Source organism: Kitasatospora sp. NPDC048365, assembly GCF_043200835.1.
GTDB classification, from domain to species: Bacteria; Actinomycetota; Actinomycetes; order Streptomycetales; family Streptomycetaceae; genus Kitasatospora; species Kitasatospora terrestris.
The window spans coordinates 30,852-53,307 of the sequence record NZ_JBICYJ010000010.1; the positions used below are offsets into that span (position 1 = coordinate 30,852).

Below are 22,456 nucleotides of genomic sequence, written 5' to 3' on the forward strand. Positions count from 1 at the left end.
CTGTGCGGAGAGACGATATCGCGTCCGAGGAGCAGGCATCGTACGGGAGTGATGATCCCTCTGCCAGCGCGACGGGCTTGCCGGCTGACGTTGACTCACGGGCCGTGCGCTGGGTATGACGGACGGTGCCGACGGTCGGGGGATGGGGGAGAGGTGGGGACACGATGGTCTCGGTGTGGGGGTTCCTGAAGGGTGAGCGGAACAGTCCCGATTCGGGGGGCAGCCCGTTCCAGATCACGCTCACCAAGAAGCAGCCGCAGTTCGCCATCACCGGCGCCGCGGCCACCACCGGCTACCTGTACGTCAACCTGCACTGGTCGACGCGCTCGGCCGAGAGCGGGGGCGCCGTGGCGGGGCCGCTGCGGCGGTTCTTCGACCCGCGGATCCTGCGGCCGCTGTCGCCCGACAACCTGACCCAGAGCCCGGTCAACGTGGACCTCGACCTGGCGTGCCTGTACGAACTGGCCGACGGCAGCCGGGGCGTGGTGCAGCCGCTCGGCAACCTTCTCGGCGACCTCAACAAGCCGCCGTTCATCAAGCTCAGCGGCGACGACGTGTACGGAGCGCCGTCCGGCGAGACGATGTACGTCAACCTGGAGAAGAAGGACCAGTTCCGGCGGCTGCTGATCTTCGTCTACATCTACGACGACACCCCCGCGTTCGACCGGACGCACGCGACGGTGACGATCGTGCCGCAGAGTGGGCCGCGGATCGAGATCAAGCTCGACGAGCGGGCGCCGGAGGCGCGCTCCTGCGCGGTGGTGCTGATCGAGAACTCGGGCGACGGCCAGCTGACGGTCCGACGCGAGGTCCGCTACGTGCACGGCTTCCAGTCGGACCTCGACCGGCTGTACGGCTTCGGCATGCAGTGGGAGCGGGGCTTCAAGAACCCCCGCTGACGCTCAGTAGTAGCCGTGGAACGGCACCAGCGAGAACACGGCGCCGGCGGCGATCGCGACCATGCCGATCCGGGCGGTGCCGGTCGGGCCGGCGGCCCCGGCCGGGCGCGGCGGTTCGGTCCGCCGGCTCTCCGGCGGCGCGGTGTCGATCCTGGCGACCGCCAGCCGCCCGGCCCACTCGCCGTCCGGCCTGGTCCGCACCCGGACGTCCCAGGGGCGCAGCGGGTCGTGGTCGACGACCACGGTGCGGCCGACCCGGAAGTCGTCCAGGTCCATCAGGTTCACCACCGCGGTGGCCTCGGCCCGGTAGGCGGGGGCGTCCGCGGGGGCGACGGTGAGGTCCAGACTGAGCGGGATGTCCGGGCCCTCGCCCACCGCCCGTGAGGACTCGATCCGGGCCACCGCCGGCTCCAGCCGGGGCGGCGCCTGCTTGACCTCGGGCGCGCGGCGGCGGCCGCGGTACAGCAGCACGAAGCCGCCCATGGCCGTCCACGGCGCGAGGTTCGCGCCGACCACGGTCAGCACCACCCCGGTGGCGGTGTCCGTGCTCATGATCCCCGCGACGATGCCGCCGAGCTCCACGCCCACCAGTGCGCACAACAGAAGTCCCACCCAGAACATTCGCAAGTCCTCCCCAGGGTCCGGTCGTTCGGCGCGCATCGTAGCCGTTGCCGGCCGACCGGATCGGGGGCGTGCGAGGGGTGGACGGGGGCGGCGCGGGCTACCGCGGCTGGAACTGCGGGCCCTGCGGGGGCAGGGCGAACGGCGGCCGGGCCTGCGGCTGCGCCTGGGGCTGTGCCTGGGGCTGCGGCGGCGGGTAGCCGTACCCGGGCTGCGGCTGCGGCTGGGCCTGCGGCTGCGGGTAGCCGTAGGCGGAGGGCTGGTGCTGGGGCTGCGGGTAGCCGTAGCCGGGCTGCGGCTGGGCCTGGGGTTGCGGCTGCGCCTGCGGCTGGGGGACCGGCGGGGGCGTGGTGGGCGGCGGCGGGAGCGGCGCGTTGGTGGGGGCGGCCGGGGCGAGGGTGTAGGTGTCCGGCTCCTCCTCCCCGCCGGGCGCCGGGGTCGGGCCGGGCTCGGGGTGGTGGGTGACGGTGTCGTCCTCGACCGCGATGCCGTAGTCGGTGGCGAGGCCGCTGAGGCCGCTGTCGTAGCCCTGGCCGATGGCGCGGAACTTCCAGCCGCCGGCCCGCCGGTACAGCTCGGCGGCGACCAGCGCGGTCACGTCGCCGGTGTCGAGCACCGGGAACTCGGCGAGCGCCGCGCCGCTGTCGGCCGTGGCGGCGTCGTACAGCAGCACCCGCAGCCCGCCCACCGAGGGGAAGGATCCGCCCTCGGCGGAGCCGGCGAGCACCACGCTCTCCACGTCGGCGGGCAGCTTGGTGAGCTCGACCTCGACTGCGTCCCAGACCTCGCCGCCGCCGCTCTGCTTGGCCAGGTGCCGGACCACGCCGGAGGGGTGCCGGGGCTGGTTGTAGAAGACGAAGTCGGTGTCCGAACGGACCCGGCCGTCACTGCCGAGGAGCAGCGCCGAGGCGTCCACGTCGGGGGTGCCGGGCGTGGCGGTCCAGCGCAGAACGGCACGGACGGCGGTGGCCGTCAGCGGGATGTTGGCGCCCTTCGCCATCACGTGCGTCATGGTTCACCATCCTGCCGCTTCGCGGCCCGTCGGGACAACGCGGGTGTGCCCGTCCCGGGAGGCTTTGTGAAGCGGACGGCAACCTTCGAAGAATTCGATGTTTCAGGGACTGTCGCACCCCTCATCTGACCGTACGATAAGCGCCCAACGGCTGGGTACCACCATTCCCACCTCGATCGTTGCGGAACACGCGAACTTTCCGACCGCGTTGCCCGTCCCTTCTGTCGAGACGTCAGCCGTCCCCGCCCACCGGCGGGCCGCCACCCGACCCCCGTGGGAGAGCAATTTTGCGCCACTTCGGCCACCTTTCGGACGATGTCCGCAGCCGACTCTTCCTGAAGCAGCCCGTCGCCTTCGACCGCGAGAGCGACGCGGCCGTCCTCTCCACCGCGCTCGGCGCCACCCTGTACAGCCCCGCCACTCGGCCCGGGCTGGCCCAGGACATCCGGAAGCAGTCGGCCCGCGGCGTGGTCTCCATGGTGCTCTGCCTGGAGGACGCCATCGCCGACCACGAGGTGCCGGCTGCCGAGGCGAACCTGGTCGCCCAGCTCGGCGAGCTGGCCGCCGACGCCCCCGGCACCGAGCTGCCGCTGCTGTTCGTCCGGGTCCGCGCCGCCGAGCAGATCACCGACCTGGCCGTCCGGCTCGGCCCGGCGATCCGGCTGCTCACCGGCTTCGTCCTGCCCAAGTTCACCGAGGAGAGCGGCGGGGTCTTCCTGGAGGCGCTGACCGCCGCCGAGGAGCGCACCGGGCGCCGGCTGTTCGCCATGCCGGTGCTGGAGTCCCCCGAGCTCGCCCACCTGGAGAGCCGCCGCGACCAGCTCTTCGGCATCGCCCGGGTGCTCGACAAGCACCGCGGCCGGATCCTCGCCGTCCGACTCGGCGTCACCGACCTGTGCTCCGCGTACGGGCTGCGCCGCTCGCCCGACCTGACCGCCTACGACGTGGCACTGGTCGCCGGGGTGATCGGCGACGTGGTCAACGTGCTGGGCCGCGCCGACGGCACCGGGTACACGGTGACCGGCCCGGTCTGGGAGTACTTCCCGGTGCAGGAGCGGATGTTCAAGCCGCAGCTGCGCCGCACCCCGTTCGCCGAGGCGAGCCCGCCCGCCGACGGGCTGCGCCAGCGGATCATCGCGCACGACCTGGACGGCCTGATCCGCGAGATCGAGCTCGACCGGGCCAACGGCCTGCTCGGCAAGACCTGCATCCACCCCAGCCACGTGCCCGCCGTGCACGCGCTCTCCGTGGTCACCCACGAGGAGTACTCCGACGCGCAGGACATCCTGCAGCAGCACCAGGACGGCGGCGGGGTGCTGCGCTCCTCGTACACCAACAAGATGAACGAGGCGAAGCCGCACCGTGCTTGGGCGGAGCGGGTGCTGCTGCGCGCCGAGGTGTTCGGCGTCGCCCGCGAGGACGTCAGCTTCGCCGAACTGCTCTCCGCCTGCCTCTGCCCGTAGCCTCGGACCCTGCATCACCAGCATCACCAGCATCACCAGCATCACCTGTGGCGCTTTGTACCGCCCGCACCGCTCGTACGACCTCGCACCGAAAGCAGGACCCCCGTTGACCGCACCGACCGCCGACGCCGAGACCTGGACCGGCCAATGGGTCACCGACCGGCTCGACCTGCGGCTCACCGGCTCGCCGGAGCTGCCCGGGCTGATCGGCCTCGCCCTGCGCCAGAACCCCCGGCGGGCCCACCTGCTGGTCTCCCGGGTGCTCGGCAAGCACGTCCCGCAGCGCCCGGTGGTGGTGCACGGCGCCGGGCTCGACCTCGGCCGCAAGGTCGCCGAGCTGCTCGGCGACGAGCAGGCCGGCCGGGCCGTGGTGCTCGGCTACGCGGAGACCGCGACCGCGCTCGGCCACAGCGTCGCCGACGCGCTCGGCGCGCCCTACCTGCACTCCACCCGCCGCCCGGTGGCCGGCATCGCCCCGGTCGGCGGTTTCGAGGAGGAGCACTCGCACGCCACCTCGCACCTGCTGCTGCCCGAGGACCCGGCCTTCCTCGCCGGGGACGGCCCGCTGGTCCTGGTCGACGACGAGTTCTCCACCGGGCGGACGGTGCTCAACACCATCCGTGCCCTGCACGCCGACCGGCCGCGCGCCCACTACGTGGTGGTCGCCCTGGTCGACCTGCGCACCGACGCCGACCGCGAGCAGCTCGCGAAGACGGCTGCCGAGCTCGGCGCCCGCCTCGACGTGGTCGCCACCGCGTCCGGCGGCGTCGACCTGCCCGCCGACGCGCTGGCCCGTGCCCAGGCGCTGATCGCCGCCGCACCCGCCGCCCCGCCGGTGGACGGCCCGCTCGCGCCCGTGGTCCGGGCCGCCCTGGACTGGCCCGCCGACCTGCCCGACGGCGGCCGGCACGGCTTCACCCCCGCCCACCGCGAGCGGCTGGAGACCGTGCTGCCCGCGGCCGCCGAGGCGATCGCCGCCGAGCTGGCGCCCGGCGCCGACCGGGTGCTGGTGCTCGGCTTCGAAGAGCTGATGTACGCCCCGCTGCGCCTCGCCCAGGCCCTGGACGGGCACCTCGGCGGCGAGCGGGTCCGCTTCTCCACCACCACCCGCTCGCCGGTCCTCGCCGTCGACGACCCCGGGTACGCGATCCGCACCCGGCTGGAGTTCGCCGCCCACGACGACCCGGCCGACGCCTCCGTCGACCGCTTCGCGTACAACGTCGCCCCCGGCACCGACCCCCGCCGCCGCTTCGACGCGATCGTGCTGGTCGTCGACGCCCCCGCCGACACCCCCGCCCTGCACGACGGCGAGCGGGCCCTGCTGCCCGCGCTGCGCCGGGTCACCGACCAGGTGGTGCTCGCCGTTCTCCCCTCGTACCGCGCGGCGACACCCGCCTGACGCCCCCCTGCCCGACCATGAGTCCCGCGTACCCCCACCGAAGGCCGGCATGACCACCGAAACGCTCTCCTCGCCCCCCGCAGCACGTCCGCTGTACGGTCCGGCGTTCTCCTCCTACTCCGCCGCGGACGTCACCTGGCTGCTCAAGGACCTCTCGGAGGTCGCCCTGGAGGCGCCCACCGAGGAGCGCGAGGAGGCCGTCCAGTCCGGCGGCGCGCACTACGCCGAGTCGCTGCCGGTGGAGTACCAGCCCAGCCCCGAGTACCAGGCGCTGTTCCACACCGCGCTGGACGCCTCCGCCGACCGGATCGCGCTCGCCGTCGGCGCCGTCGCCGAACTGCTGCTGCGCGAGCGCGGCCGCGGCCTGGTGCTCGCCTCGCTTGCCCGGGCCGGCACCCCCGTCGGCATCCTGATCCGCCGCTGGCTGAAGTTCGCGCACGGCGTCGACGCGCCGCACTACACCGTCTCGATCGTCCGCGGCCGCGGCATCGACCAGGTCGCGCTGCGCTACCTCGCCGCCCACCACGACCCCGCCTCGGTGGTCTTCGTCGACGGTTGGACCGGCAAGGGCGCGATCACCCGCGAGCTCGCCGAGGCGCTGGCCGGCACCGGCTTCGACCCCGAGCTCGCGGTGCTCGCCGACCCCGGCGGCTGCGTGCGCACCTACGGCACCCGGGACGACTTCCTGATCCCCTCCGCCTGCCTCAACTCCACCGTCTCCGGCCTGGTCTCGCGCACCGTGCTGCGCGACGACCTGATCGGCCCGGACGAGTTCCACGGCGCCAAGTTCTACCGCGAGCTGGCCGGTGCCGACGTCTCCGCCGAGTTCGTCGACGCCATCGCCGCCCGCTTCCCCGCCGTCCGCGAGGCCGTCGCCGCCGAGGCCGACCGGCTCGCCGCCGAGGACCGCACCCCCACCTGGGAGGGCTGGGCCGCCGTCGAGCGGATCAGCACCGAGTACGGCATCGACAGCGTCAACCTGGTCAAGCCCGGCGTCGGCGAGACCACCCGGGTCCTGCTGCGCCGCGTCCCCTGGCGGATCCTCGCCCGCCGCGGCGCCGGCGCCGACCTGGACCACGTCCGCCTGCTCGCCGCCCAGCGCGGCGTCCCGGTCGAGGACGTCGACGACCTGCCGTACTCCTGCGTCGGCCTGATCCACCCGCGCTACACCCGCGGTGCCACCGGCGCCGACGGCACCGCCGTCAGTACTGATGTTGAGACAGAGAAGGGTTGATCTTGAAGCACGCCCTGGTCGCCAGCGACCTCGACCGCACGCTGATCTACTCGAACCGGGCCCTGGCCCTGGACGTGCCGGACCGGCTGGCGCCACGGCTGCTCTCGGTGGAGGTGCACGACGGCAAGGCGCTCTCCTTCATGACGGAGGCCGCCGCCGAGCTGCTGGTCGAACTGACCGGCCTCGCGTACGTCGTGCCCGTCACCACCCGCACCCGCACCCAGTACGAGCGGGTCAACCTGCCCGGTCCGACGCCCGGCTGGGTCCCCCCGTACGCGGTCTGCGCCAACGGCGGACACCTGCTGGTCGACGGCGTCCCGGACGTCGACTGGCAGAACGGGATCCGCGAACGGCTCGCCGCCGAGAGCGCGCCGCTGCGCGAGGTGGTCGAGCACCTCGCGATCGTCGCCGACCCCGAGTGGACCCACAAGCGCAAGGTCGCCGACGACCTCTTCGCCTACCTGGTGGTCGAGCGCGCCGAGCTGCCCGAGGGCTGGATCACCGACCTGACCGGCTGGTGCGCCGAGCGCGGCTTCACCATCTCGCTCCAGGGCCGCAAGGTGTACGCCGTCCCCGCGCCGCTCAGCAAGAGCGCGGGCCTGGCCGAGGTGGCCCGGCGCACCGGCGCCCGCACCGTGCTCAGCGCCGGCGACTCCCTGCTCGACGCCGACCTGCTGCTGGCCGCCGACCACGGCTGGCGGCCCGGCCACGGCGAACTCGCCGAGACCGGGTGGACCGCGCCCGACGTCACGGCGCTCGACCAGATCGGGGTCGCGGCGGGCGAGGAGATCGTCCGGCAGATGCTGGCCCGGGTCCGCTCCGCCGCGTCCGTCTCGGTCTGAGCCCTTCGGTTGCTGCCGGGTCAGCCGCAGCAGCCGCCACCGCAGCAGCCCCCGCCGCCCCCGCCGCCCGCCGGCCTGGGGGCGGCGGTGCCGCTTCCGGTGACCGCGACGGCGGACAGCAGCTTCACCGTGTCGGCGTGGCCCTCCGGGCAGACCGCCGGGTCGTTGGCCTGGGCCATGGCGCGGCGGAGTTCGAACGTGGCGCCGCAGGAGCGGCAGCGGAAGTCGTAGCGAGGCATGGTCGCAGCGTACCTACTCCGCGGTCGCCTTCTTCGGCTTCTGCCGGACGTAGATCTGCTTGCGGACCCGGGCGACCACCGTGCCGTCCGCCGCCAGCACCTCGGTGTGGAACCAGACCAGCGCCTTCTTGCCGTCGGCGGTCAGCTCGCGGATCTCCGCCAGCCGGTCGTCGGTCAGCTCGAAGTCGGCGAAGATGTCGCCGCGGCCGGGGGAGACGAAGTCGATCTCGCCGGCGCTGTCCCAGACCACGTAGCCCGGGCCGAGGTTCTGCATCACCAGCAGCATCCAGAACGGGTCCGTCATCGCGAAGATCGACCCGCCGAAGTGGGTGCCCACCCAGTTGCGGTTCAGCCGGCCGAGCCGGAGCCGCACCCGGGCCGAGCGGTAGCCCTCGCCCACCGACAGCACCCGGATCCCGGCGAACAGGAACGGCGGCCAGAAGTTGATCCCGCGCCGGAAGGCGGCGGGGGTGATCGTGCGCTTGCGTGCCATGGCGCCGAGCCTAGCAGCTAAGTTACTCGCGGGTAATGTCCGGGGGTGGCGGATGTCAGTGCGTGCCGCGGATCATCGCGACCACCTCGGCCGCCGTCTCCCGCACCCCCGCCAGCTCGGTCAGGAAATGCCAGTAGTCCGGGTGCCGGCCCGCGTCCTCCAACGACGCCACCGCCCGGTCCAGCCGGGCCACCGCCGCGTCCAGCGGCGCCGCGTGCCGCGGATCCGGCGTCTGCCGCCCCGTCATCGCCAACCGCTGCGCGTCCCGCAGTGCGAACCGGGCCCGGTCGATCTCCTGGTGCGGATCGTGCTGCACCTCGTTCAACCGGCGCAGCCGATCGTTCACCGCCGTCACCGACCCCTCGGCCGTCTCCAGCAGCGCCCGCACCGTCCCCAGCGCCGCCGTCGCGTCCGCCCAGCGCTGCGCGTCCCGCGCCGACACCGCCTCCGTCAGCTTCACCCGGGCCGCCCGCACCGCCGCCGTCGTCTGCGCCGGCACCTGCTGCAGGTCCTGCCAGCACGCCAGACTGAACCGCCGCCGCAACTCGCTCAACGCCGGCTCCACCGTCTCCGACCGCGTCTCCAGCGCCTGGATCCGCGTCCGCAGACTCGCCACCCGGCGGTCCAGCTCCCGCGCCCGCTCCGGCAGGTGCTCCGCCTCCCCGCGGATCACCTCCGCCCGGCGCGCCACGTCCTCCGCCCGCTGCAACGTCGCCGGGACGCCGTGCTGCGACACGCCCTGGTTCAACCGGGTCAGCTCCGGCGCCAGCTCCGCCAGGCTCCGCGCCAGCTCGTCCGCCTTCAGCCCCGCGCCCCGGGCCCCCTCCAGCGCCGTCGTCGCACCCAGCAGCGCCTGCTTCGCCCGCTCCACCGCCGGGGTCACCCGGATCAGCTGCGACTCCGCATGCTCCAGCACCGGCCCCAGCCGCTCCAGGAACGTCGCCACGTCCCCCCGGCGGGCGTCCAGATCGCGCTTCGCCTGGTCCAGCCCCTGCTTCGCCTGCCAGACCAGATTCGGGTCGAGCTCCTCGTCGTCGAGGTCCTGCGCGTCCAGCGCCGCGATGTACGCGACCGTCGTCTCGTCGATCCGCGCCGACAACTGCCGGAACTCCGCCTCCGACCGCGCCGCGGTCGCCGGCTCACCCGCCGACTTCACCGTCTCCACCGCCAGCAGGGCATCACGCTGCGCCGAGTCCAGCTCGTAGAACGCCTCCTGCGCGGCATCCCGGGCCACCCGCGCCTCCGCGCGCGCCCCGTCCCGCCGGCGCCCCCAGCCACCCCACCCGCCGCCGCCACCGCCGGCCACCCTCACACCGCGCTCCCTGCTCCGCTCGGCCCTGCTCGGCCACACCCGATCCAACGCCATTCTTGCCGATCACGGTTCCCGCCCGTCACCCCTCCCACGCGCGACCTCCCACGCCCCTCCGAACGGAAGCGGCACGCGGGGCGCCGGACCAGGTAGTCTGTCCTCTCGTCGTGCGACCGCCCCTGGCGGCCCAGCACGATGGGGGCGCATAGCTCAGCGGTAGAGCGCTGCTCTTACAAAGCAGATGTCGGCGGTTCGAAACCGTCTGCGCCCACCAGCCAAGAAGCCCCGCAGCGATCACGCTGCGGGGCTTTTGACTGCAGTTTTTGACGGCAACGGCTGATGTCAGCCCGTACTGCGGCGCCGCTTCAGCAGCCGGTCCATGTGCCCGAGGGCTTCGCGCCGGGTGTCCTCCGAGACGTGCGTGTAGACGTTCATCGTGACGGCGATCTGGGAGTGCCCCAGGATCTCCATGACCACTCGCGGAGCGACGCCGGCGGCGAAGAGGATCGTCGCGCAGCCGTGCCGGGTGTCGTGCAGACGGATGCGCGGCAGGCCTGCCTCGGCGCCGACGCGCTCGAACGAGCGGCTGAGGTTCCGGGGCTCGATCGGTCGGCCCGTCCGCGTGGTGAACACGTACCCGGTGTCCTCCCAGCCGGCCGCCGCAGCCTCACGCTGCTGAGCCTGCTGAAGGCGCCGCCAGCGAAGTGGGGCGATGCACATCGTCGGCAGCGGGATCACCCGCGTCCGCCGGTTCTTCGTGCTGTCGGCATACAGCTCCTTCTGCACGCGCTGGAGCTGGTTCCGGACGGTCAGCGTGCGATGGTCCAGATCGATGTCGCTCCAGCGCAGCCCCAGGATCTCGCCGCGCCGCAGGCCCAACGTGATCGCCAGCACGAACGCCGTGTACAGCGGGTCCGGGCGAGCTGCCTCCAGGAAGGCGATCGTCTGGTCCAGCGTCCACGTCTTCATCTCACGCACCTCCACCCGAGGCGCCGGGACCAAGGCGGCCACGTTCCGGCTGATCAGTTCCTCGCGGCACGCGGCCGTCAGGGCCGTACGCAGCACGCGGTGGGACTCCTTCGCTGTGGCGGCCGATGCCCGCTGCGTCATCGTGCCGATGAACCGGCGTACGTCGGCGACGCCCAGAGACTCCAGGCGCTTCGTGCCAAGGAGCGGGGCCAGGTAGAGCCTGACGTGGGTCTCGTACTTGGCGTACGTGGTCTTCTTGCGCTGCGGCCGGATGAACTCCTCCAGCCAGTAGGGAAGCCACTCGGAGAGCTTCTGCGACCGGGTCGGGGTGGGGATGCCCGCTCGGTCGCGCCTCACAAGTTCCTGCCGCTTGGTGTCGCACTCCTCCCAGGTTTCGCCGTACACGGTCTTGCGCTTGCGGGTGCCGTCGGGCTGCGGGACGTACACGCGCCCCTCGTAGCGGCCGTCCTTGCGCTGCCAGATGCTTCCCGCGCCGTTCGGGTTCTTACGGGCCATCAGTAGCGGTTCTCCTCAGTCTTGCTGCGGATGTAGTCGGCCAAGCTGTCGACGGCGATGCGCCGGCAGCGGCCCTCGGTGAAGGTGGCGAGCTTCTTCGAGCGGATGAGGTCGTAGACCTTGCTGCGGCTCATCCGCAGGGCGGCCATGACCTCGGGAACGGTGAGGACTTCGGGGACGGCGGTGGCCAAGGGGCGGTCCTTCCCGGTGCTGGGCGAGGGTCGAAGAGGCTGGAGGTGGGGCGACCGTGCTGCTCGCGGTGCGCATGTGTCCGAGGTGGGGATTTCTGCGTCACCGCGACGCCAGCGTCATTCGTCGGCCCTGATCTGCGGTTTTGCGTGGCGTGGTGGTGGGGCCTGTGTCACCCGTGCGTCACCCGGCTGCGTCACCGCGACGTAGTCCGGTGACGCGGGTGACGCAGGAATGACGCAGAGCTGTCCGTCTGCGTCACCCCCTTTCCGGCAGGTCAGGGTCCGTTTTCCGGCCCGCGTGACGCAGGTGACGCAGCGTCTTCCTACTTAGGAAAAAGAAGGGGGTGTCTGTAGGTAGTTGGGCGCCGCCTCGGCGCGGAAAGAGGGAGCCGCTTCGCGGCGCGATCCTTGGGCGGCGCTGCCGCCGAACAGCAAGAGGAGCACCCCCTCCCGCCTGGAGGTGCTCTTCTTGCCGTTCGTCTGTGGCGGTGCGGGTCAGAAGAGCGGGACTCGTTCCTGCGGGGGCTTGGGGGCGGGGCGGGTCATTTCGAGGTAGCGGGCCTCCCGTGTGCGGCCGGTGTCGATGAGGAGACCGCGGGCGGCGAGGGTGGGTTGGAGGCGCTTGAGCCGGTCGGAGAGGACCTTGCCGGTGGTCGGCCAACCCTTCGGCAGGGCTCGGAGTTCGTCGCCGGCGTAGACGCGGCCGAGGCAGGCCAGCCACTCGGTGGAGGTCATGCGCTGGGCGGTGCCGGGGGCGATGGTCTCGGCGTGCTGGAGGACGGTCTGCGCGAGGAGGTCGCCCTCGATCACGTCGTCGTTGAGGTCGTCCAGGCTGGCCCGGTAGGCGGCGAGCGCTCCGAGGCCGGTGGCGGCGTCGAGCTGCGCGCACAGGTGGGCGAAGTCCGCCATGCGCAGGTCGGTGGGGGTCTCGGCCTCGGCGGCGCGGACCTTGACCGCGAGGTCGAGCAGGGAGCCGAGCATGACGGGCAGCACGGGCGCGTACTCGGCCCACAGTTCGGCCTCGGTGCGGCGGACGGTGGGCCGCTCCAGCCGCAGGGGAAGGAGTCGTTCGGCGAGGTCGGGGCGGATGACGCCGACGTCGATGCCGGTCAGCATCAGCGGCCGGCGGTAGCCGACGCGGAAGACGTCGCCGTCGGTGAACAGGGCGCGCTTGACGTTCTCGGCCCCGGTCACGATGCAGCACATCGCATCCGACATGTCCGGGGTCATGTGGGAGAGGTTGTCCAAGGCCGTGATCCAACCGGCCGCGACGGCGGCGAGGAGGTTCTCCTCGTCCTTCGGGGGCCGGCGCAGGTCGCCGCTCATGCCCTCGACGATCCGCATGAGCATCCGGCCGGCCGTGGACTTGCCCGCGCCCTGCGGCCCGGTGAGGAACGGGGCCGGCACGGGCACGGAGGGGCCGAGGCAGCCGACCAGCCACGCCAGGGCCAGGCACTCGGAGCTGGCATTGGCGAAGTTGCACAACCTGAACAGCAGGTCGATGCCCTTGCCGTCGGTGTCCTTGGCCGGGAGGGGGAGTTCGCCGGTGAGCTGGGTGCGCCGCCAGCACACCTCCCGCGGGTCCGGGACCGTGATCTCCCAGCCGGTGGGGTGGATCCGCACCGACATGCCGTCGGTGCGGCCCAGGTCGAGCCAGGTCGCCCCGTCGAACCCGGGCGCCACCCGGATGTGGACAGCCCGCACCTCCTCGGACATCGCGAGCGCTTCGATCAAGTCCAATGCCTCCTTCATCGCGGTGCCGTTGAACACGCCGAGCCCGTCCCTGAACAGGCCGACCAGGAGTTCCTGCCGGTGGCTGCCCGACGTGCCCTGCGAGCGGATCGGCCGGGCCACCGGGTGGCCCTTGCGCTGCGCGTACACGGTCCCGTCCGCCGTGCGGAAGTACCGGAAGTGCGCCTGCGCGTAGTCGGCGATGACCTCGCGCGCCGGGTTCTTCTCGTCCTCGGCCACGGTCACAGCCCCAGCCGGGTCAGGGCGTTGGCCCACGCGTCCGCGCAGTGCCGAGGCGATTCGCCCTTGGCCTGCGCGGCGGCGAACAACCGCTCCGTGTGCGCCTCGGTCAGGCACCCGCACCGGCCGTGCGTCGAGAGCACGGCCAGGAACGTCGCGAACACGGTCGCGTGCACCGCGCTGGAAGCCGCAGCGATGCGCTGCTCGGCCATGGCGATGCCGCGCTCCAGGAACGCCGGCGTGCGGTGCGGGCACCGGTCACCGGCGGCCCTGGACGGCATCGTGGCCGGCACGGGCCGCACCGGGGCCGGTTCGCGGACGACCAGGGCGCGGACGGCGTCCGGCAGGGCGGTCATGGTGCCGGTGCCGGTGCCGGGGCCGAGCCACCGGGCGTAGGACATGAGCGACTTGATGTCCACGCCGGGCCGCACGGCGTTGGCGGAGGGCATCGCGCCCCGGTAGATCCAGTGCTCGCCCCGGGTGGTGAAGACGGTCAGGGTGGCCGGCAGCTCGGCGCGGGCCCAGGCGGTCGCGTCCGCGTTGTCGAGGTCGACAACGGTCAGGCCGGCGCCACCAGGGTGGTAGGCCACGGCCGCCGCCTCCCACCACGCCCACGCCCAGGACTGCGAGTTCAGGACGTCGAGGTCGGTGGTGGCGGCGGCCCATCCGTGGCACGGGGCCGGGCAGGTGCAAGTGCCGGGGGTCTTCATGTTCGGCCGGCCGCCGCACACGTTGTTCCGGCAGTTCCGGCAGTTGCCGAAGGTCTTCTTCCCGTCCCGCAGCGGCATCGCGGGCAGGCCGGACGCCACCAACCGGAGGGCGATGGGGTGGTGCTCTCCCCGAACGTGGGTCAGGTCAGTCATGCTGGGGGTCTCCAGTTCTCGGAAGGTTCTGGATTGGCGGCGGCCCCGTTTCTTGGCAGAGGGGGGCCGCCGTTGTCGTTCACCGCGTTCTCGGCGCAGACCTTGTGTGAGGGGCGGCGCTGGTCGTCGCGGAGCGGTGTGGGCCGGCCGCACCACCGGCACGCGAGAAATCCGGGTGCGGTCGTAGTGCCGGGCGTCGCGCCAGTCCAGAGCGGCCACGGCAGTGGGTCCTACGCGGCCACGGCTGCGGGCCCGGCGCCGAGCTGGGCGGCGGCCTGGCGGCCGATCAGCTCGGTGTAGGCCGGGGGGATGGCCTCGGTGAGTTCCTCGCGGACGTCGGTCCAGGTGATGCCCATGGCCTGTTGCATCTCGGGGATGCTGGCCTTTCCGCCGCCGGAGCCGTAGGCGGCGACGTACGGACCGTCGAAGTACTCGCCGTGCCGCCAGCCCCGCACCCTGCCCCGGTGGCGTGGGTGGGCCGGGTTGGGCATGGTCCAGCCGCCCAACTCGAAGTTGCGATGTCGCAGCACGGCGAGGCCGAACATCTCGCCGCAGAGGGTGATGTCCTTGCGGACGGCGGCGCGGCCGTTGGGCTGCTCGATCACGTACGGCCGCCTCGTGGACTCGGCCGCCTCCCGGGTGGCGGCCACCAGGTCGACGTGGGCGGTGCCCCAGCCCATGGCGGTGTTGGTGCCGACCGTGAGGGCGCATCCGGCCTGGCACGGCGGGGAGGTGTGGATCAGGTCGTACTCGGCGCCGTGGGCGCGGATGTACTCCACGGCGTCGCCCTGCACGAACCGGTACGGGTAGTTGGGGCGGGGGCGGATGTCGATGCCGGTGACGTCGAACCCGGCCAGCTTGTAGCCGGTTCCGGCACCGCCCGCGCAGCAGAAGGCGTCCAGCACTCGCAGGCGGCCCGGGATGTGGGGCTGCGTCACTGGGTACCGTCCTCGGTGAGCCAGGCGAACGCCGAGGTGGTCTGGGCACGCTGGTGGACGGTGATGGCGGCGCCGGGGACGCTGCCGGGGTGGACGCGGGGGCCGATCAGGCTGGCGTAGAGGCGGATGCCGTGGTGGACGCAGGCGGCGGCGGAGTCGCCGTGGCGGTCGAGGACGGTCACGGCGTCGCGCGGGCCCTGGCAGGGGCTGGGGTCGCCGAGGTGGGCGGCCTCGCAGCGCTGCTGCTGGTCGTCGGTGTTCTGGGGCATGCTGGCGTTTCTCCTTGCGCGTTGTGGTGAGCAGGGGAAGCCCGGGGCGGCCGGTCTTGCTTGGCGGCTGCCGGCCGCTCCGGGGCGGTGTCAGATGCGGTCGCGGTCGCCGGTGCCGGCGCACAGCGAGCACGGCACGGTGAGGCCGTGGATGCTGCTGGTGAGGGTGAGTTGGCCCTTGCCCTTGCAGCTCGGGCACTTGCGGGCCGGAGCGATCGGGGTGGGGTCGGCGGTGCCGGTGCGGGCCTGCCAGTCCGCGACGAACGCGGCGGCGGCGACCGGTCCGGTGACGTGCTTCACCCCGTCCCACGCGGCCTCGCCGGCGGCGTGGGCGACGTTCTTGGCCTTGCGGCGGCCGAGGCGCAGGGTGCGCTTGGCGGAGGGCTTGAGGATCTTGCGCCATGCCTGGTCGGCGGCGAGCCGGATGTCGTCCGGGCACCACTCGGGCACCAGCGCGCCGGAGAACTCGGTGCCGTCGAAGACTCCGGTCGTGGCGGCGGTGTCGGTGGTCTTGAGGCGGGTGGTGCGGGCCTGGTACATCGCGCCGAGGAAGGCGTTGGACACGGCCCTCTCGTCCCAGCCTTGGCCGCAGGGGCAGTTGGCCCATGACTCCATCGCGGGGAACGGGAAGCGGCCGGTCGTGAGGGTGAGGTTCTGGTCCGCGTCGCAGGCCGGGCAGGCCAGCGGGACGCCGTCCAGCAGGAACGGTCCGGAGAAACGCAGTTCGACCTTCGGCAGGATCATCACGCCGCCCGGGACGTGTCGACGGTGGGGGCGAGCTGGGGGAGGGGGACGCCGGCGCTGGCGAGGATCTGGCCGGTGTCGATCGTGCCGGGGCTGATCGCGTGGCGTTCCAGGATGGCGGCGGTGAGCTGGGTGGCGTAGGCGGTGGCCTCGCGGGCGACCTCGATGCGGGCCTGCGCGTCCACGGCGGCGATCTGGAGATCGGTGCCGCGCTCCAGGGAACGGAGGGCGTAGGTGCGGTCGTGGGCGAGGGCGTCGCGCTTGTCCTCGCGCCAGTGCCGGGCGGCGAGGGCGTAGACGGCGGCGGTGGCCAGGACCCACAGCAGCAGCGGCAGGGGGAGCCCGTCGCTGTAGGCGGCGACACCGGCCAGCGCGAGGGCGCCGGAGCCGGTGAACGCGGTGGCGGTGATGATCTCGTGGCCGTGGCGGCCGTTCGCGGAGACGTATCCGGCGGCGGCGGATCCGAGCGATAGGGCGCCCATGAGGATGGCGTTGCCGATGGAGTGCTCGGCGCCGTTGGCGTTCCAGACGCGGGCGAGGATGAGCACGGTCGTGGTGGTCAGGCCGGGGGCGATGCGGGGTCCGTGGTCGCGGAGCCAGGTGCCGGTGGTGCGAGGTTCGGGCATCTGGCCGGGCGCGGGGTAGGGGTGCTGCGGCAGGTGGTTCATGACGGTGTGTGACCTTCCTGGGGTCGGGACGGATGACCGCCGGGTGACTGGCCCCGGGGCCGGATCGCGGGGATCCGGGGGTGGGGCCAGTGAGTCCGGGGTCATCCGTCCATCTGTCCTGGGGGTTCGTCGTCGCAGACCAGGCATGTTGTGTCATCCGTCCCGGCATCCCTCCCGGGGACGGATGCAACCGTCCTGGGACGGATGCCGGACGGATGCGGGGACGGATGCGCGAAGCACCGTCTGGTTACTGTGCGTTGACCTCGACGGGTCCGCCGTTGGCGATGCGTTCGGCGGCCTCGACCATGTCGATCGCCCAGTACATCGGGGCCGGGCTGCCGGGTCGCTTGCTGCGGCCGCAGCCCCACTTGGCCATCGCCAGGCCGAACGAGCGGCCGGTGAGGGGCTTGTCCCCGCCTGCCCAGTCGGGGTGGGCGGTGAGGATCTCCTCGACCAGGGCGGTCGGGGTCATCCCCTCCTGCCCGGCTCCGGCCATGGCCTCCATCGCCGCACCCAGCCATGCGGGGACCTCGGCCTGCGGCCGGGTGGGGTCGGTGCCGGCCGTGCCCGTGTTCGGTCCGGCGGCGTCGCCGGTGAGGGTGCCGGTCTTCTCGCGGAGTTCGCGGCCCCGGTCGCAGATCCGGTTGGCGTCGGTGGCGTCGATCAGGTAGCCCCGGATCAGGTTGCCGATGCCGTCCTCGCGGACCAGCAGGGCCATGCCCTTGCGCGCTCCGAGTTCCTCGGCGGAGGCGTCGTAGCCCTTGCCGTAGGTGCCGGCGCCGAGGACGACCTCGGAGGACCGCCAGTCCATGACCTTGAGCGCGGCCCGGTAGGCGATCACGTCCCGCAGCGCGGGCGGGACGGTGTTGGCGTCCGGGCGCTGGGTGGCCAGCAGCAGGATGTAGCCGGTGGACGGGCCGACCTTCGCGATGTCCACCAGCAGGCCCAGGATCGTCTGGCCGTGCTTCTCGTCGTCCAGGAAGCGCTGGAGTTCGTCGACCGAGATGCAGGTGACGGGCATGTTGTGCCGGTGGGACAGCTCGCGGGTGAGCTTGTCCTCCGGGACCTGCGCGTCCTCCAAGGAGTCGAGGAAGGCGTTGCGGCGGTTCATGTCCGCCTGCACCTCGCGCAGCGCGTCGGCCAGCTCCTTCGCCTTCGCGGGTTCGGCGCCGTTGATGTAGCGGTGGGCGATCTTCGCGAACGGCTTCCACGACCGGTCGCCCTTGCCGTTGGCCACGATGTGCCGCACGTGCGGGTCCAGCGCCATACCGAGGGCGATGGCCCGCATGAAGAACGTCTTGCCCTGCCGGGGGATCGCGCCGACCAGCATCGCCGCCCAGATCAGCGACAGCGCCACCTGCCGTCCTCGGGCGTCGACCCCGACCGGGATCCTGTCCGTCCACACGTCCAGCGACTTGCGGCCGACCAGCGGGGACTTGGCGGCGGAGCCACCGAACGGGTTCTCCTTCGCCACCCACAACGACAGCCGACCGGCGTGGCCGCTGGAGGTGCGGACGCGCTCCATGTGGACCTGCACCTCGTCCACGCCGAGGGCGGAGGCGATGTCCTCGCGCTTGCCGATCGCCGCCGACGCCTTCTTCCCGGCGGGCAGGTCGAGGACGACCTCCCACGCCTTCCTCCCGTCCGCGATCACCGGCGACACCAGGCGCACGACCTCGCCGCCGGTGCCGTCCTTGCCGGGCTTGCCCAGCACCCCCGCGTCCCGGAACGCCCGGTTGAGGCGGTCCTCGGACGGCGGGCCCTGCCGCTCCTCCACGAACTCCGCCCGGTCGGTGGCCGGGGCGTCGGTGCGGCCGGCGGCGAACGCCGCAGCCATCCCGACCATCGCCATCCCCACCACCGTGACGGTCATCAGGCCGTACCAGGCGGCGACGCCGAGCAGCACCAGGACCGCGCCGGTGGTGGCGATCGTGCGCTTGGACTTGAACCGGAGCGGGATCTCCGCGCGGCGCTTGGTGCGCAGGGCGGCGACCAGGTCGTACTGGCCCGTCTCGCGGGCCTGCCGGGACAGGTGCGCGTACTCGGTGGCCATCAGGTACCCGTACAGCGCCGCGAGACCCTTCTTCGAACCCCTGGCGACGCGGACCGCTCCGGTGGCCAGGTGCTCGGGGCCCCGGCGGACGGTGTGGACGCCGATGGTGTGGACGATCCGCTGCCGGTGCGCGCGTGCCCAGCCCAGCAGCGTGCTGCGGTTCCGGACCCAGGCGGGGACGACCGGTTCGCTCTTCTCCCACAGTGCGGGGCCGGTCGGCTCCTTGAGGGTGCCGACGGTCGCGCTGCGAGCGCCGGGGATCGTGGTGGCCGCCGCGGCTGCCATCAGGCGGGCCAGCTCCTCCCGGTCGATCGTGACCGTCGCCGCCTCGGACGGGGCGTAGACCGAGTCCGTCTCGACGTCGGGGCCAGCGGTGGGGGTGGTGCCGGTGCGGGCGGCGCGGGCCTTGTCGAGGTCCACGACGCGCCCGTTCGGTTCGGTGTGGTGGGGCAGGTTGTGGGGCTGGTTCACTGGGAGTCCTTCCTCACAGCGCAGTTGGTGAGAGGGTCCCGGGGCGGCCGGTCAGCTTGCCGGCAGGAGCGGCCGTCCCCGGGGGTGGTGCCAGTGGTGCGGATGTGGGTGCTCAGGACGCGAGCGGTTCGCTCCGGCCGCCGGTGGTCCGCTCGGCCTTGAGCGCGTCGCGCAGGGTGCGGGCCTTGGTGGCGGAGGTGCGGACCGCGAGGCGGATCGCCTCGCCGGTGAGCTCCGCGTCCGACCAGTCGGCCGTCTTGGTGCGGGCCTCGGTCAGGAGGTCGTCGAAGGTGCGGTTCGGCCGTGCGGTCCGGGCCGACTGCGGCACCCGACCGGTCGCCCGACGCGCCCGACTCTCCTTCGCCGCAACCGACTTGACCACCACCAGTGGTTCGCCGGTCGGCGCCTCGACCACAGGCGCGGCCGGGGCGGGCTCGGCCGGTGCCGGGTCGGGCGTCCGGTCGGCCGACACGTACACCGACTCCAGGGCCTCGGGGTCCGGGGATTCGCCCAGCTCAGACATCGACCGATTTGCGTCTTCGATATCGTTTTGTGCCGGTTCGGGCTTGTGGTGGAGCACCTTGGCCACGAGGTCGGACCCGAAGAAGATCGAGCCGACCGGAAGCGAGCTGGCGAGCAGGACCAGGACCACGTTCGCGGGGGTCCAGTCGGCCAACCGGTCGTGTGCTCCGGCGTGGGCCATCGGGGCGATGGTCGGGCCGAGGCCGTGCACGTAGTTGAGGACCAGTGAGGCGACGGTGTAGCCGCCGAGCACCCACAGCGCGAACGTCCGGTCCCGACCGGACAGCACCAGCGTGGCGACCAGGGCCAGCGCCATCAGGCCGTCCACCACGAACGGGTACAGCAGCGCGGCCCAGTGGTCCGCCCCGATCGTCGCGGCGATGTCCCGCAGGGCGTTCCAGCTCACCCGGAAACCCATGCCGACCACCACGACCAGCGCGACCACCAACAGCACCTTCGGCAGGTTCTCCTTCTTCATCGCGCACCCGCCGTCCTGCGACGCGACGCGCCACGCAGCAGGCGGCGCTCCGGGCCGCTCCCGGCGGCGTCCATCACCAACACGGTCACGACGAACACCGCCGCGACCACCCGCCCGCCGACACCCGGCTGCCAGCCGAGCAGCCACGCCAGGCCGGCCGCCGCCAGAGCCACCCGCAGCCGGGCGACCAGCACCAGGACCACGTCCCCGCGCTTCACGCCGCCACCGCCAGAACCGGGCGCCGGCCCTTGCCCGTCCGGGTCACCCCGGCGAACAGAGGCGACGGCGCCGCGTCCAGCAGCTTCTGCGCGTAGTCGGCCAGGTCCGGGGCCTCCCGGCGCAGGTCCGCCAGCACGTCTCGCGCCGCGTCCATCCGGGCCTGCCACTCGACCGGCGACTCACCGACCACGCCGGCGAACAGCTCCGAGTCCACGCCCAACGCCAGCTCCGCGAACTCCTCGGAGCCCACGGCGTACTGGCCTGCAACAATCGACTTCACGGGTCTACCTCTTCCAGTAGGTGGGTGGGCCCGCAGGGGCTGCCGCGCTCCGGCCAAGGAAGGCGCGGCGGCCCCGACTCATCGGGCCCCGACCACTCGTCACGTACGAGCAGCCACCGATCCAGGCCCACCGCACAGGCGGCGGGCCGGTCATCAAGACATTCGGTCTTTCAACACCGCCCGGACGCCGAGACGATCGGCGGCGAAGCGGCGGGGGTGCGTCTTTACGGCAGACGCGGACCTCTCGGTCCATGCCAACCGACTGACAAGGCGCGGCAGCCTCGGCCCGATCTGTCCCGGGCCCCTTCGCCTCTCCCCAGAGGCGCGTTCGTGCAGGCCGGAGCGGCCCCAAGAAGGCCCCTCCTTGCCGCTCCGAGTAGTGAGCGACTGGCACATCCCTAAGGTTCCCTAGGGTTCCCTGTGGTGTCAAGCGGTACGCTAGGGAACCGCAGGGAAGTGACGAGGAGGATCAGACGACATGGCAGGCCAGACCGATAATCGGGCGCCGTATGCGAAGATTGCCGCCCACTACACGGAGCTGATCGCATCCGGCCGACTGGAGCCGGGAACCCTCTTGCCGAGCATCAAGAACCTCGCGGAAGAGTGGAAGGTGAGCACCGCGACAGCGGAGAAGGCGCTGCGAAAGCTCCGCAACGATGGGCTTGTGCGGGGGATCCACGGCATCGGGACTGAGGTGTTGGACCGGCCTGCCCCCATGTCTTCGGGATCCCAGCGCCAGGACCGGGGGCGCCAAACCGGGTCTAGCTGGGGGGCAGGCGAGAGGTCCGACTCGCATCAAGCAGCGGTGGTGGCCGCGCCTGCTGACGTGGCGCAAGCGCTCGACATTCAGCCTGGCGCCGACGTGATCAGGCGAAGCCGGGTCTACCGAGATCGGCACGGCATCGTGGCCCACAGCACGTCATGGATTCCGGCTCGCTACGGCAAACTCATCCCGCAACTGGCGACGGGGGAACGTCTCACAGGAGGGACCTCGCTCCAGCTCATCACCGAGGCAACCGGTCACCCGATCAGTCACCGCATCGACACGGCCTCAGCCCGGCTGCTGACACCGGAAGACGCACAGCTCCTGGAGCTGGATCCCGGACACCTGCCAGCAGAACCGGTCGTCGTGATGACGGCCAGGTTCGTGGACAGCGAGGGGAGCATCGTGGAATACGGCGTGGACCTCGGGGGCCCTGGCCGCACATGGCGCACGGAATCCGAGGTCTCCCCATGATGGCGACGAACCCGGCGGTATCACGACGACCGTTCTGCGTTCTCATGGCCGGACTCCCTGGCTCCGGCAAGACCACCCTGTCCCGCGCCCTTACAGATCGCGGGTTCGTTCGCCTCTGCCCGGACGAAGAGATGTACCGCCGGCATGGCGTCTACGGGGTCGACTTCCCGCGTGGCACCTTCCCCACCCTGGAGCGCCCTGTACTCGAAGACGCTGCGGTCGAACTCAGTGAACATCTCAAGTCTGGTCACGACGTCGTCGTTGACCACGGCTTTTGGACACCCGAGGTCCGGGCTCAATGGCAGCGCATCGCCGCCGAGTCCGGAGCTGCTGTTGTGCTCGTCTACCTCGCGGCCAGCCACGATGAGCTCTGGACACGGATCAGCAAGCGCAACAAATTCCACGCCGGCGACCCCAACTCGATCTACTTCTCGGAGAGCGACCTTCAGCGCTACCGCACCCGGTTCATTCCTCCTGGACCCGGTGAGCCTCATCTGCTTTACGACGGAGATGCTGCGACGGTCGTTGCAGCTCTAGAAGGCTCCAGCCCTTGAAT

Annotated in this window: 22 protein-coding genes, 1 tRNA gene and 1 pseudogene; 7 read left to right on the forward strand and 17 right to left on the reverse strand. The window is 72.3% G+C overall.

Annotated elements, in window-relative coordinates:
- The first annotated feature begins 164 nt into the window (after nucleotides 1-164).
- A complete protein-coding gene (locus tag ACGFX4_RS12455; protein ID WP_393072446.1) occupies nucleotides 165-899 on the forward strand; it encodes a Tellurium resistance in 735 nt (244 codons plus the stop codon).
- Between the two features lie 3 nt (nucleotides 900-902).
- On the opposite strand, the gene ACGFX4_RS12460 is transcribed toward ACGFX4_RS12455, so the two are convergent.
- Both ACGFX4_RS12460 and ACGFX4_RS12465 read right to left on the reverse strand, forming a co-directional pair.
- A complete protein-coding gene (locus ACGFX4_RS12460) occupies nucleotides 903-1,511 on the reverse strand; it encodes a hypothetical protein (RefSeq protein ID WP_393072448.1) in 609 nt (202 codons plus the stop codon).
- 109 nt (nucleotides 1,512-1,620) lie between these two features.
- Nucleotides 1,621-2,532, reverse strand: a complete 912-nt coding sequence (locus tag ACGFX4_RS12465; RefSeq protein ID WP_393072450.1) for a TerD family protein — start codon at nucleotides 2,530-2,532, stop codon at nucleotides 1,621-1,623.
- Between the two features lie 287 nt (nucleotides 2,533-2,819).
- Here ACGFX4_RS12465 and ACGFX4_RS12470 point away from each other — a divergent pair, with 287 nt between their 5' ends.
- From ACGFX4_RS12470 to ACGFX4_RS12480, 3 genes and pseudogenes are all read left to right on the forward strand, one after another.
- Nucleotides 2,820-3,995 (forward strand): HpcH/HpaI aldolase/citrate lyase family protein, encoded by a 1,176-nt coding sequence (locus ACGFX4_RS12470; protein ID WP_393072452.1) that lies wholly within the window; start codon nucleotides 2,820-2,822, stop codon nucleotides 3,993-3,995.
- A 106-nt stretch (nucleotides 3,996-4,101) separates the two neighbouring features.
- Nucleotides 4,102-6,628 (forward strand): annotated as a pseudogene (locus ACGFX4_RS12475) (phosphoribosyltransferase).
- Between the two features lie 2 nt (nucleotides 6,629-6,630).
- Complete coding sequence (locus ACGFX4_RS12480) at nucleotides 6,631-7,470, forward strand: HAD family hydrolase (protein ID WP_393072454.1); 840 nt, start codon at nucleotides 6,631-6,633, stop codon at nucleotides 7,468-7,470.
- A 20-nt stretch (nucleotides 7,471-7,490) separates the two neighbouring features.
- Here the strand turns inward: ACGFX4_RS12480 and ACGFX4_RS12485 are convergent, their stop codons facing one another.
- The 3 genes from ACGFX4_RS12485 to ACGFX4_RS12495 are packed head-to-tail and all read right to left on the reverse strand — an operon-like array spanning nucleotide 7,491 to nucleotide 9,436.
- The gene (locus ACGFX4_RS12485; RefSeq protein ID WP_393072456.1) at nucleotides 7,491-7,709 is read right to left on the reverse strand and encodes a zinc ribbon domain-containing protein; all 219 of its coding nucleotides are present in this window, start codon (nucleotides 7,707-7,709) and stop codon (nucleotides 7,491-7,493) included.
- 13 nt (nucleotides 7,710-7,722) lie between these two features.
- A complete protein-coding gene (locus tag ACGFX4_RS12490; RefSeq protein WP_393072458.1) occupies nucleotides 7,723-8,202 on the reverse strand; it encodes a DUF4442 domain-containing protein in 480 nt (159 codons plus the stop codon).
- A 55-nt stretch (nucleotides 8,203-8,257) separates the two neighbouring features.
- Complete coding sequence (locus ACGFX4_RS12495; RefSeq protein ID WP_393072460.1) at nucleotides 8,258-9,436, reverse strand: hypothetical protein; 1,179 nt, start codon at nucleotides 9,434-9,436, stop codon at nucleotides 8,258-8,260.
- Nucleotides 9,437-9,710: 274 nt separating this feature from the next.
- Between ACGFX4_RS12495 and ACGFX4_RS12500 the strand changes: the two genes are divergently transcribed.
- Nucleotides 9,711-9,785: transfer RNA gene (locus ACGFX4_RS12500), tRNA-Val, on the forward strand.
- A gap of 68 nt (nucleotides 9,786-9,853) precedes the next feature.
- Here the strand turns inward: ACGFX4_RS12500 and ACGFX4_RS12505 are convergent.
- The 12 genes from ACGFX4_RS12505 to ACGFX4_RS12560 all read right to left on the reverse strand — a co-directional run bounded on the left by ACGFX4_RS12505 (nucleotide 9,854) and on the right by ACGFX4_RS12560 (nucleotide 20,663).
- Nucleotides 9,854-10,996, reverse strand: a complete 1,143-nt coding sequence (locus ACGFX4_RS12505) for a tyrosine-type recombinase/integrase (RefSeq protein ID WP_393072463.1) — start codon at nucleotides 10,994-10,996, stop codon at nucleotides 9,854-9,856.
- On the reverse strand, nucleotides 10,996-11,187 hold the full coding sequence (locus tag ACGFX4_RS12510) for a helix-turn-helix domain-containing protein (RefSeq protein WP_393072465.1): 192 nt from the start codon (nucleotides 11,185-11,187) through the stop codon (nucleotides 10,996-10,998). Before ACGFX4_RS12510 ends, ACGFX4_RS12505 begins: the two co-directional genes overlap by 1 nt.
- A 495-nt stretch (nucleotides 11,188-11,682) precedes the next feature.
- Nucleotides 11,683-13,158: an ATP-binding protein gene (locus tag ACGFX4_RS12515; RefSeq protein ID WP_393072807.1), complete on the reverse strand. Its 1,476-nt coding sequence runs from the start codon at nucleotides 13,156-13,158 to the stop codon at nucleotides 11,683-11,685.
- 2 nt (nucleotides 13,159-13,160) lie between these two features.
- On the reverse strand, nucleotides 13,161-14,021 hold the full coding sequence (locus tag ACGFX4_RS12520; protein ID WP_393072467.1) for a bifunctional DNA primase/polymerase: 861 nt from the start codon (nucleotides 14,019-14,021) through the stop codon (nucleotides 13,161-13,163).
- A gap of 230 nt (nucleotides 14,022-14,251) precedes the next feature.
- Nucleotides 14,252-14,959 (reverse strand): DNA methylase, encoded by a 708-nt coding sequence (locus ACGFX4_RS12525; protein WP_393072469.1) that lies wholly within the window; start codon nucleotides 14,957-14,959, stop codon nucleotides 14,252-14,254.
- A complete protein-coding gene (locus tag ACGFX4_RS12530; protein ID WP_393072471.1) occupies nucleotides 14,956-15,228 on the reverse strand; it encodes a hypothetical protein in 273 nt (90 codons plus the stop codon). Before ACGFX4_RS12530 ends, ACGFX4_RS12525 begins: the two co-directional genes overlap by 4 nt.
- 90 nt (nucleotides 15,229-15,318) lie before the next feature.
- Nucleotides 15,319-15,972 carry a hypothetical protein gene (locus ACGFX4_RS12535; protein WP_393072473.1) on the reverse strand — a complete coding sequence of 218 codons (654 nt, stop codon included), beginning with the start codon at nucleotides 15,970-15,972 and terminating at the stop codon, nucleotides 15,319-15,321.
- Nucleotides 15,972-16,640 (reverse strand): hypothetical protein, encoded by a 669-nt coding sequence (locus ACGFX4_RS12540; RefSeq protein ID WP_393072475.1) that lies wholly within the window; start codon nucleotides 16,638-16,640, stop codon nucleotides 15,972-15,974. The genes ACGFX4_RS12535 and ACGFX4_RS12540 overlap by 1 nt, the downstream gene beginning before the upstream one ends.
- A 247-nt stretch (nucleotides 16,641-16,887) precedes the next feature.
- Complete coding sequence (locus tag ACGFX4_RS12545) at nucleotides 16,888-19,164, reverse strand: FtsK/SpoIIIE domain-containing protein (protein WP_393072477.1); 2,277 nt, start codon at nucleotides 19,162-19,164, stop codon at nucleotides 16,888-16,890.
- A 112-nt stretch (nucleotides 19,165-19,276) separates the two neighbouring features.
- Nucleotides 19,277-20,164: a DUF2637 domain-containing protein gene (locus tag ACGFX4_RS12550; RefSeq protein ID WP_393072479.1), complete on the reverse strand. Its 888-nt coding sequence runs from the start codon at nucleotides 20,162-20,164 to the stop codon at nucleotides 19,277-19,279.
- The gene (locus ACGFX4_RS12555) at nucleotides 20,161-20,382 is read right to left on the reverse strand and encodes a hypothetical protein (protein ID WP_393072481.1); all 222 of its coding nucleotides are present in this window, start codon (nucleotides 20,380-20,382) and stop codon (nucleotides 20,161-20,163) included. Before ACGFX4_RS12555 ends, ACGFX4_RS12550 begins: the two co-directional genes overlap by 4 nt.
- Nucleotides 20,379-20,663 carry a hypothetical protein gene (locus ACGFX4_RS12560; protein WP_393072483.1) on the reverse strand — a complete coding sequence of 95 codons (285 nt, stop codon included), beginning with the start codon at nucleotides 20,661-20,663 and terminating at the stop codon, nucleotides 20,379-20,381. The genes ACGFX4_RS12555 and ACGFX4_RS12560 overlap by 4 nt, the downstream gene beginning before the upstream one ends.
- 478 nt (nucleotides 20,664-21,141) lie before the next feature.
- Here ACGFX4_RS12560 and ACGFX4_RS12565 point away from each other — a divergent pair, with 478 nt between their 5' ends.
- Nucleotides 21,142-21,900 (forward strand): GntR family transcriptional regulator, encoded by a 759-nt coding sequence (locus ACGFX4_RS12565; RefSeq protein ID WP_393072485.1) that lies wholly within the window; start codon nucleotides 21,142-21,144, stop codon nucleotides 21,898-21,900.
- Nucleotides 21,897-22,454, forward strand: coding sequence for an AAA family ATPase (locus ACGFX4_RS12570; protein WP_393072487.1), 558 nt, complete (start codon nucleotides 21,897-21,899; stop codon nucleotides 22,452-22,454). Before ACGFX4_RS12565 ends, ACGFX4_RS12570 begins: the two co-directional genes overlap by 4 nt.
- Nucleotides 22,455-22,456: the final 2 nt, after the last annotated feature.

Bases quoted from the DNA above. Each gene is read 5' to 3' on its own strand.
- ACGFX4_RS12485 (WP_393072456.1), bottom strand. From the start codon at position 7,709: ATGCCTCGCTACGACTTCCGCTGCCGCTCCTGCGGCGCCACGTTCGAA.
- ACGFX4_RS12465 (WP_393072450.1), bottom strand. From the start codon at position 2,532: ATGACGCACGTGATGGCGAAGGGCGCCAACATCCCGCTGACGGCCACC.
- ACGFX4_RS12530 (WP_393072471.1), bottom strand. From the start codon at position 15,228: ATGCCCCAGAACACCGACGACCAGCAGCAGCGCTGCGAGGCCGCCCAC.
- ACGFX4_RS12505 (WP_393072463.1), bottom strand. From the start codon at position 10,996: ATGGCCCGTAAGAACCCGAACGGCGCGGGAAGCATCTGGCAGCGCAAG.
- ACGFX4_RS12490 (WP_393072458.1), bottom strand. From the start codon at position 8,202: ATGGCACGCAAGCGCACGATCACCCCCGCCGCCTTCCGGCGCGGGATC.
- ACGFX4_RS12550 (WP_393072479.1), bottom strand. From the start codon at position 20,164: ATGAAGAAGGAGAACCTGCCGAAGGTGCTGTTGGTGGTCGCGCTGGTC.
- ACGFX4_RS12570 (WP_393072487.1), top strand. From the start codon at position 21,897: ATGATGGCGACGAACCCGGCGGTATCACGACGACCGTTCTGCGTTCTC.
- ACGFX4_RS12540 (WP_393072475.1), bottom strand. From the start codon at position 16,640: ATGAACCACCTGCCGCAGCACCCCTACCCCGCGCCCGGCCAGATGCCC.
- ACGFX4_RS12520 (WP_393072467.1), bottom strand. From the start codon at position 14,021: ATGACTGACCTGACCCACGTTCGGGGAGAGCACCACCCCATCGCCCTC.
- ACGFX4_RS12455 (WP_393072446.1), top strand. From the start codon at position 165: ATGGTCTCGGTGTGGGGGTTCCTGAAGGGTGAGCGGAACAGTCCCGAT.
- ACGFX4_RS12565 (WP_393072485.1), top strand. From the start codon at position 21,142: ATGGCAGGCCAGACCGATAATCGGGCGCCGTATGCGAAGATTGCCGCC.
- ACGFX4_RS12535 (WP_393072473.1), bottom strand. From the start codon at position 15,972: ATGATCCTGCCGAAGGTCGAACTGCGTTTCTCCGGACCGTTCCTGCTG.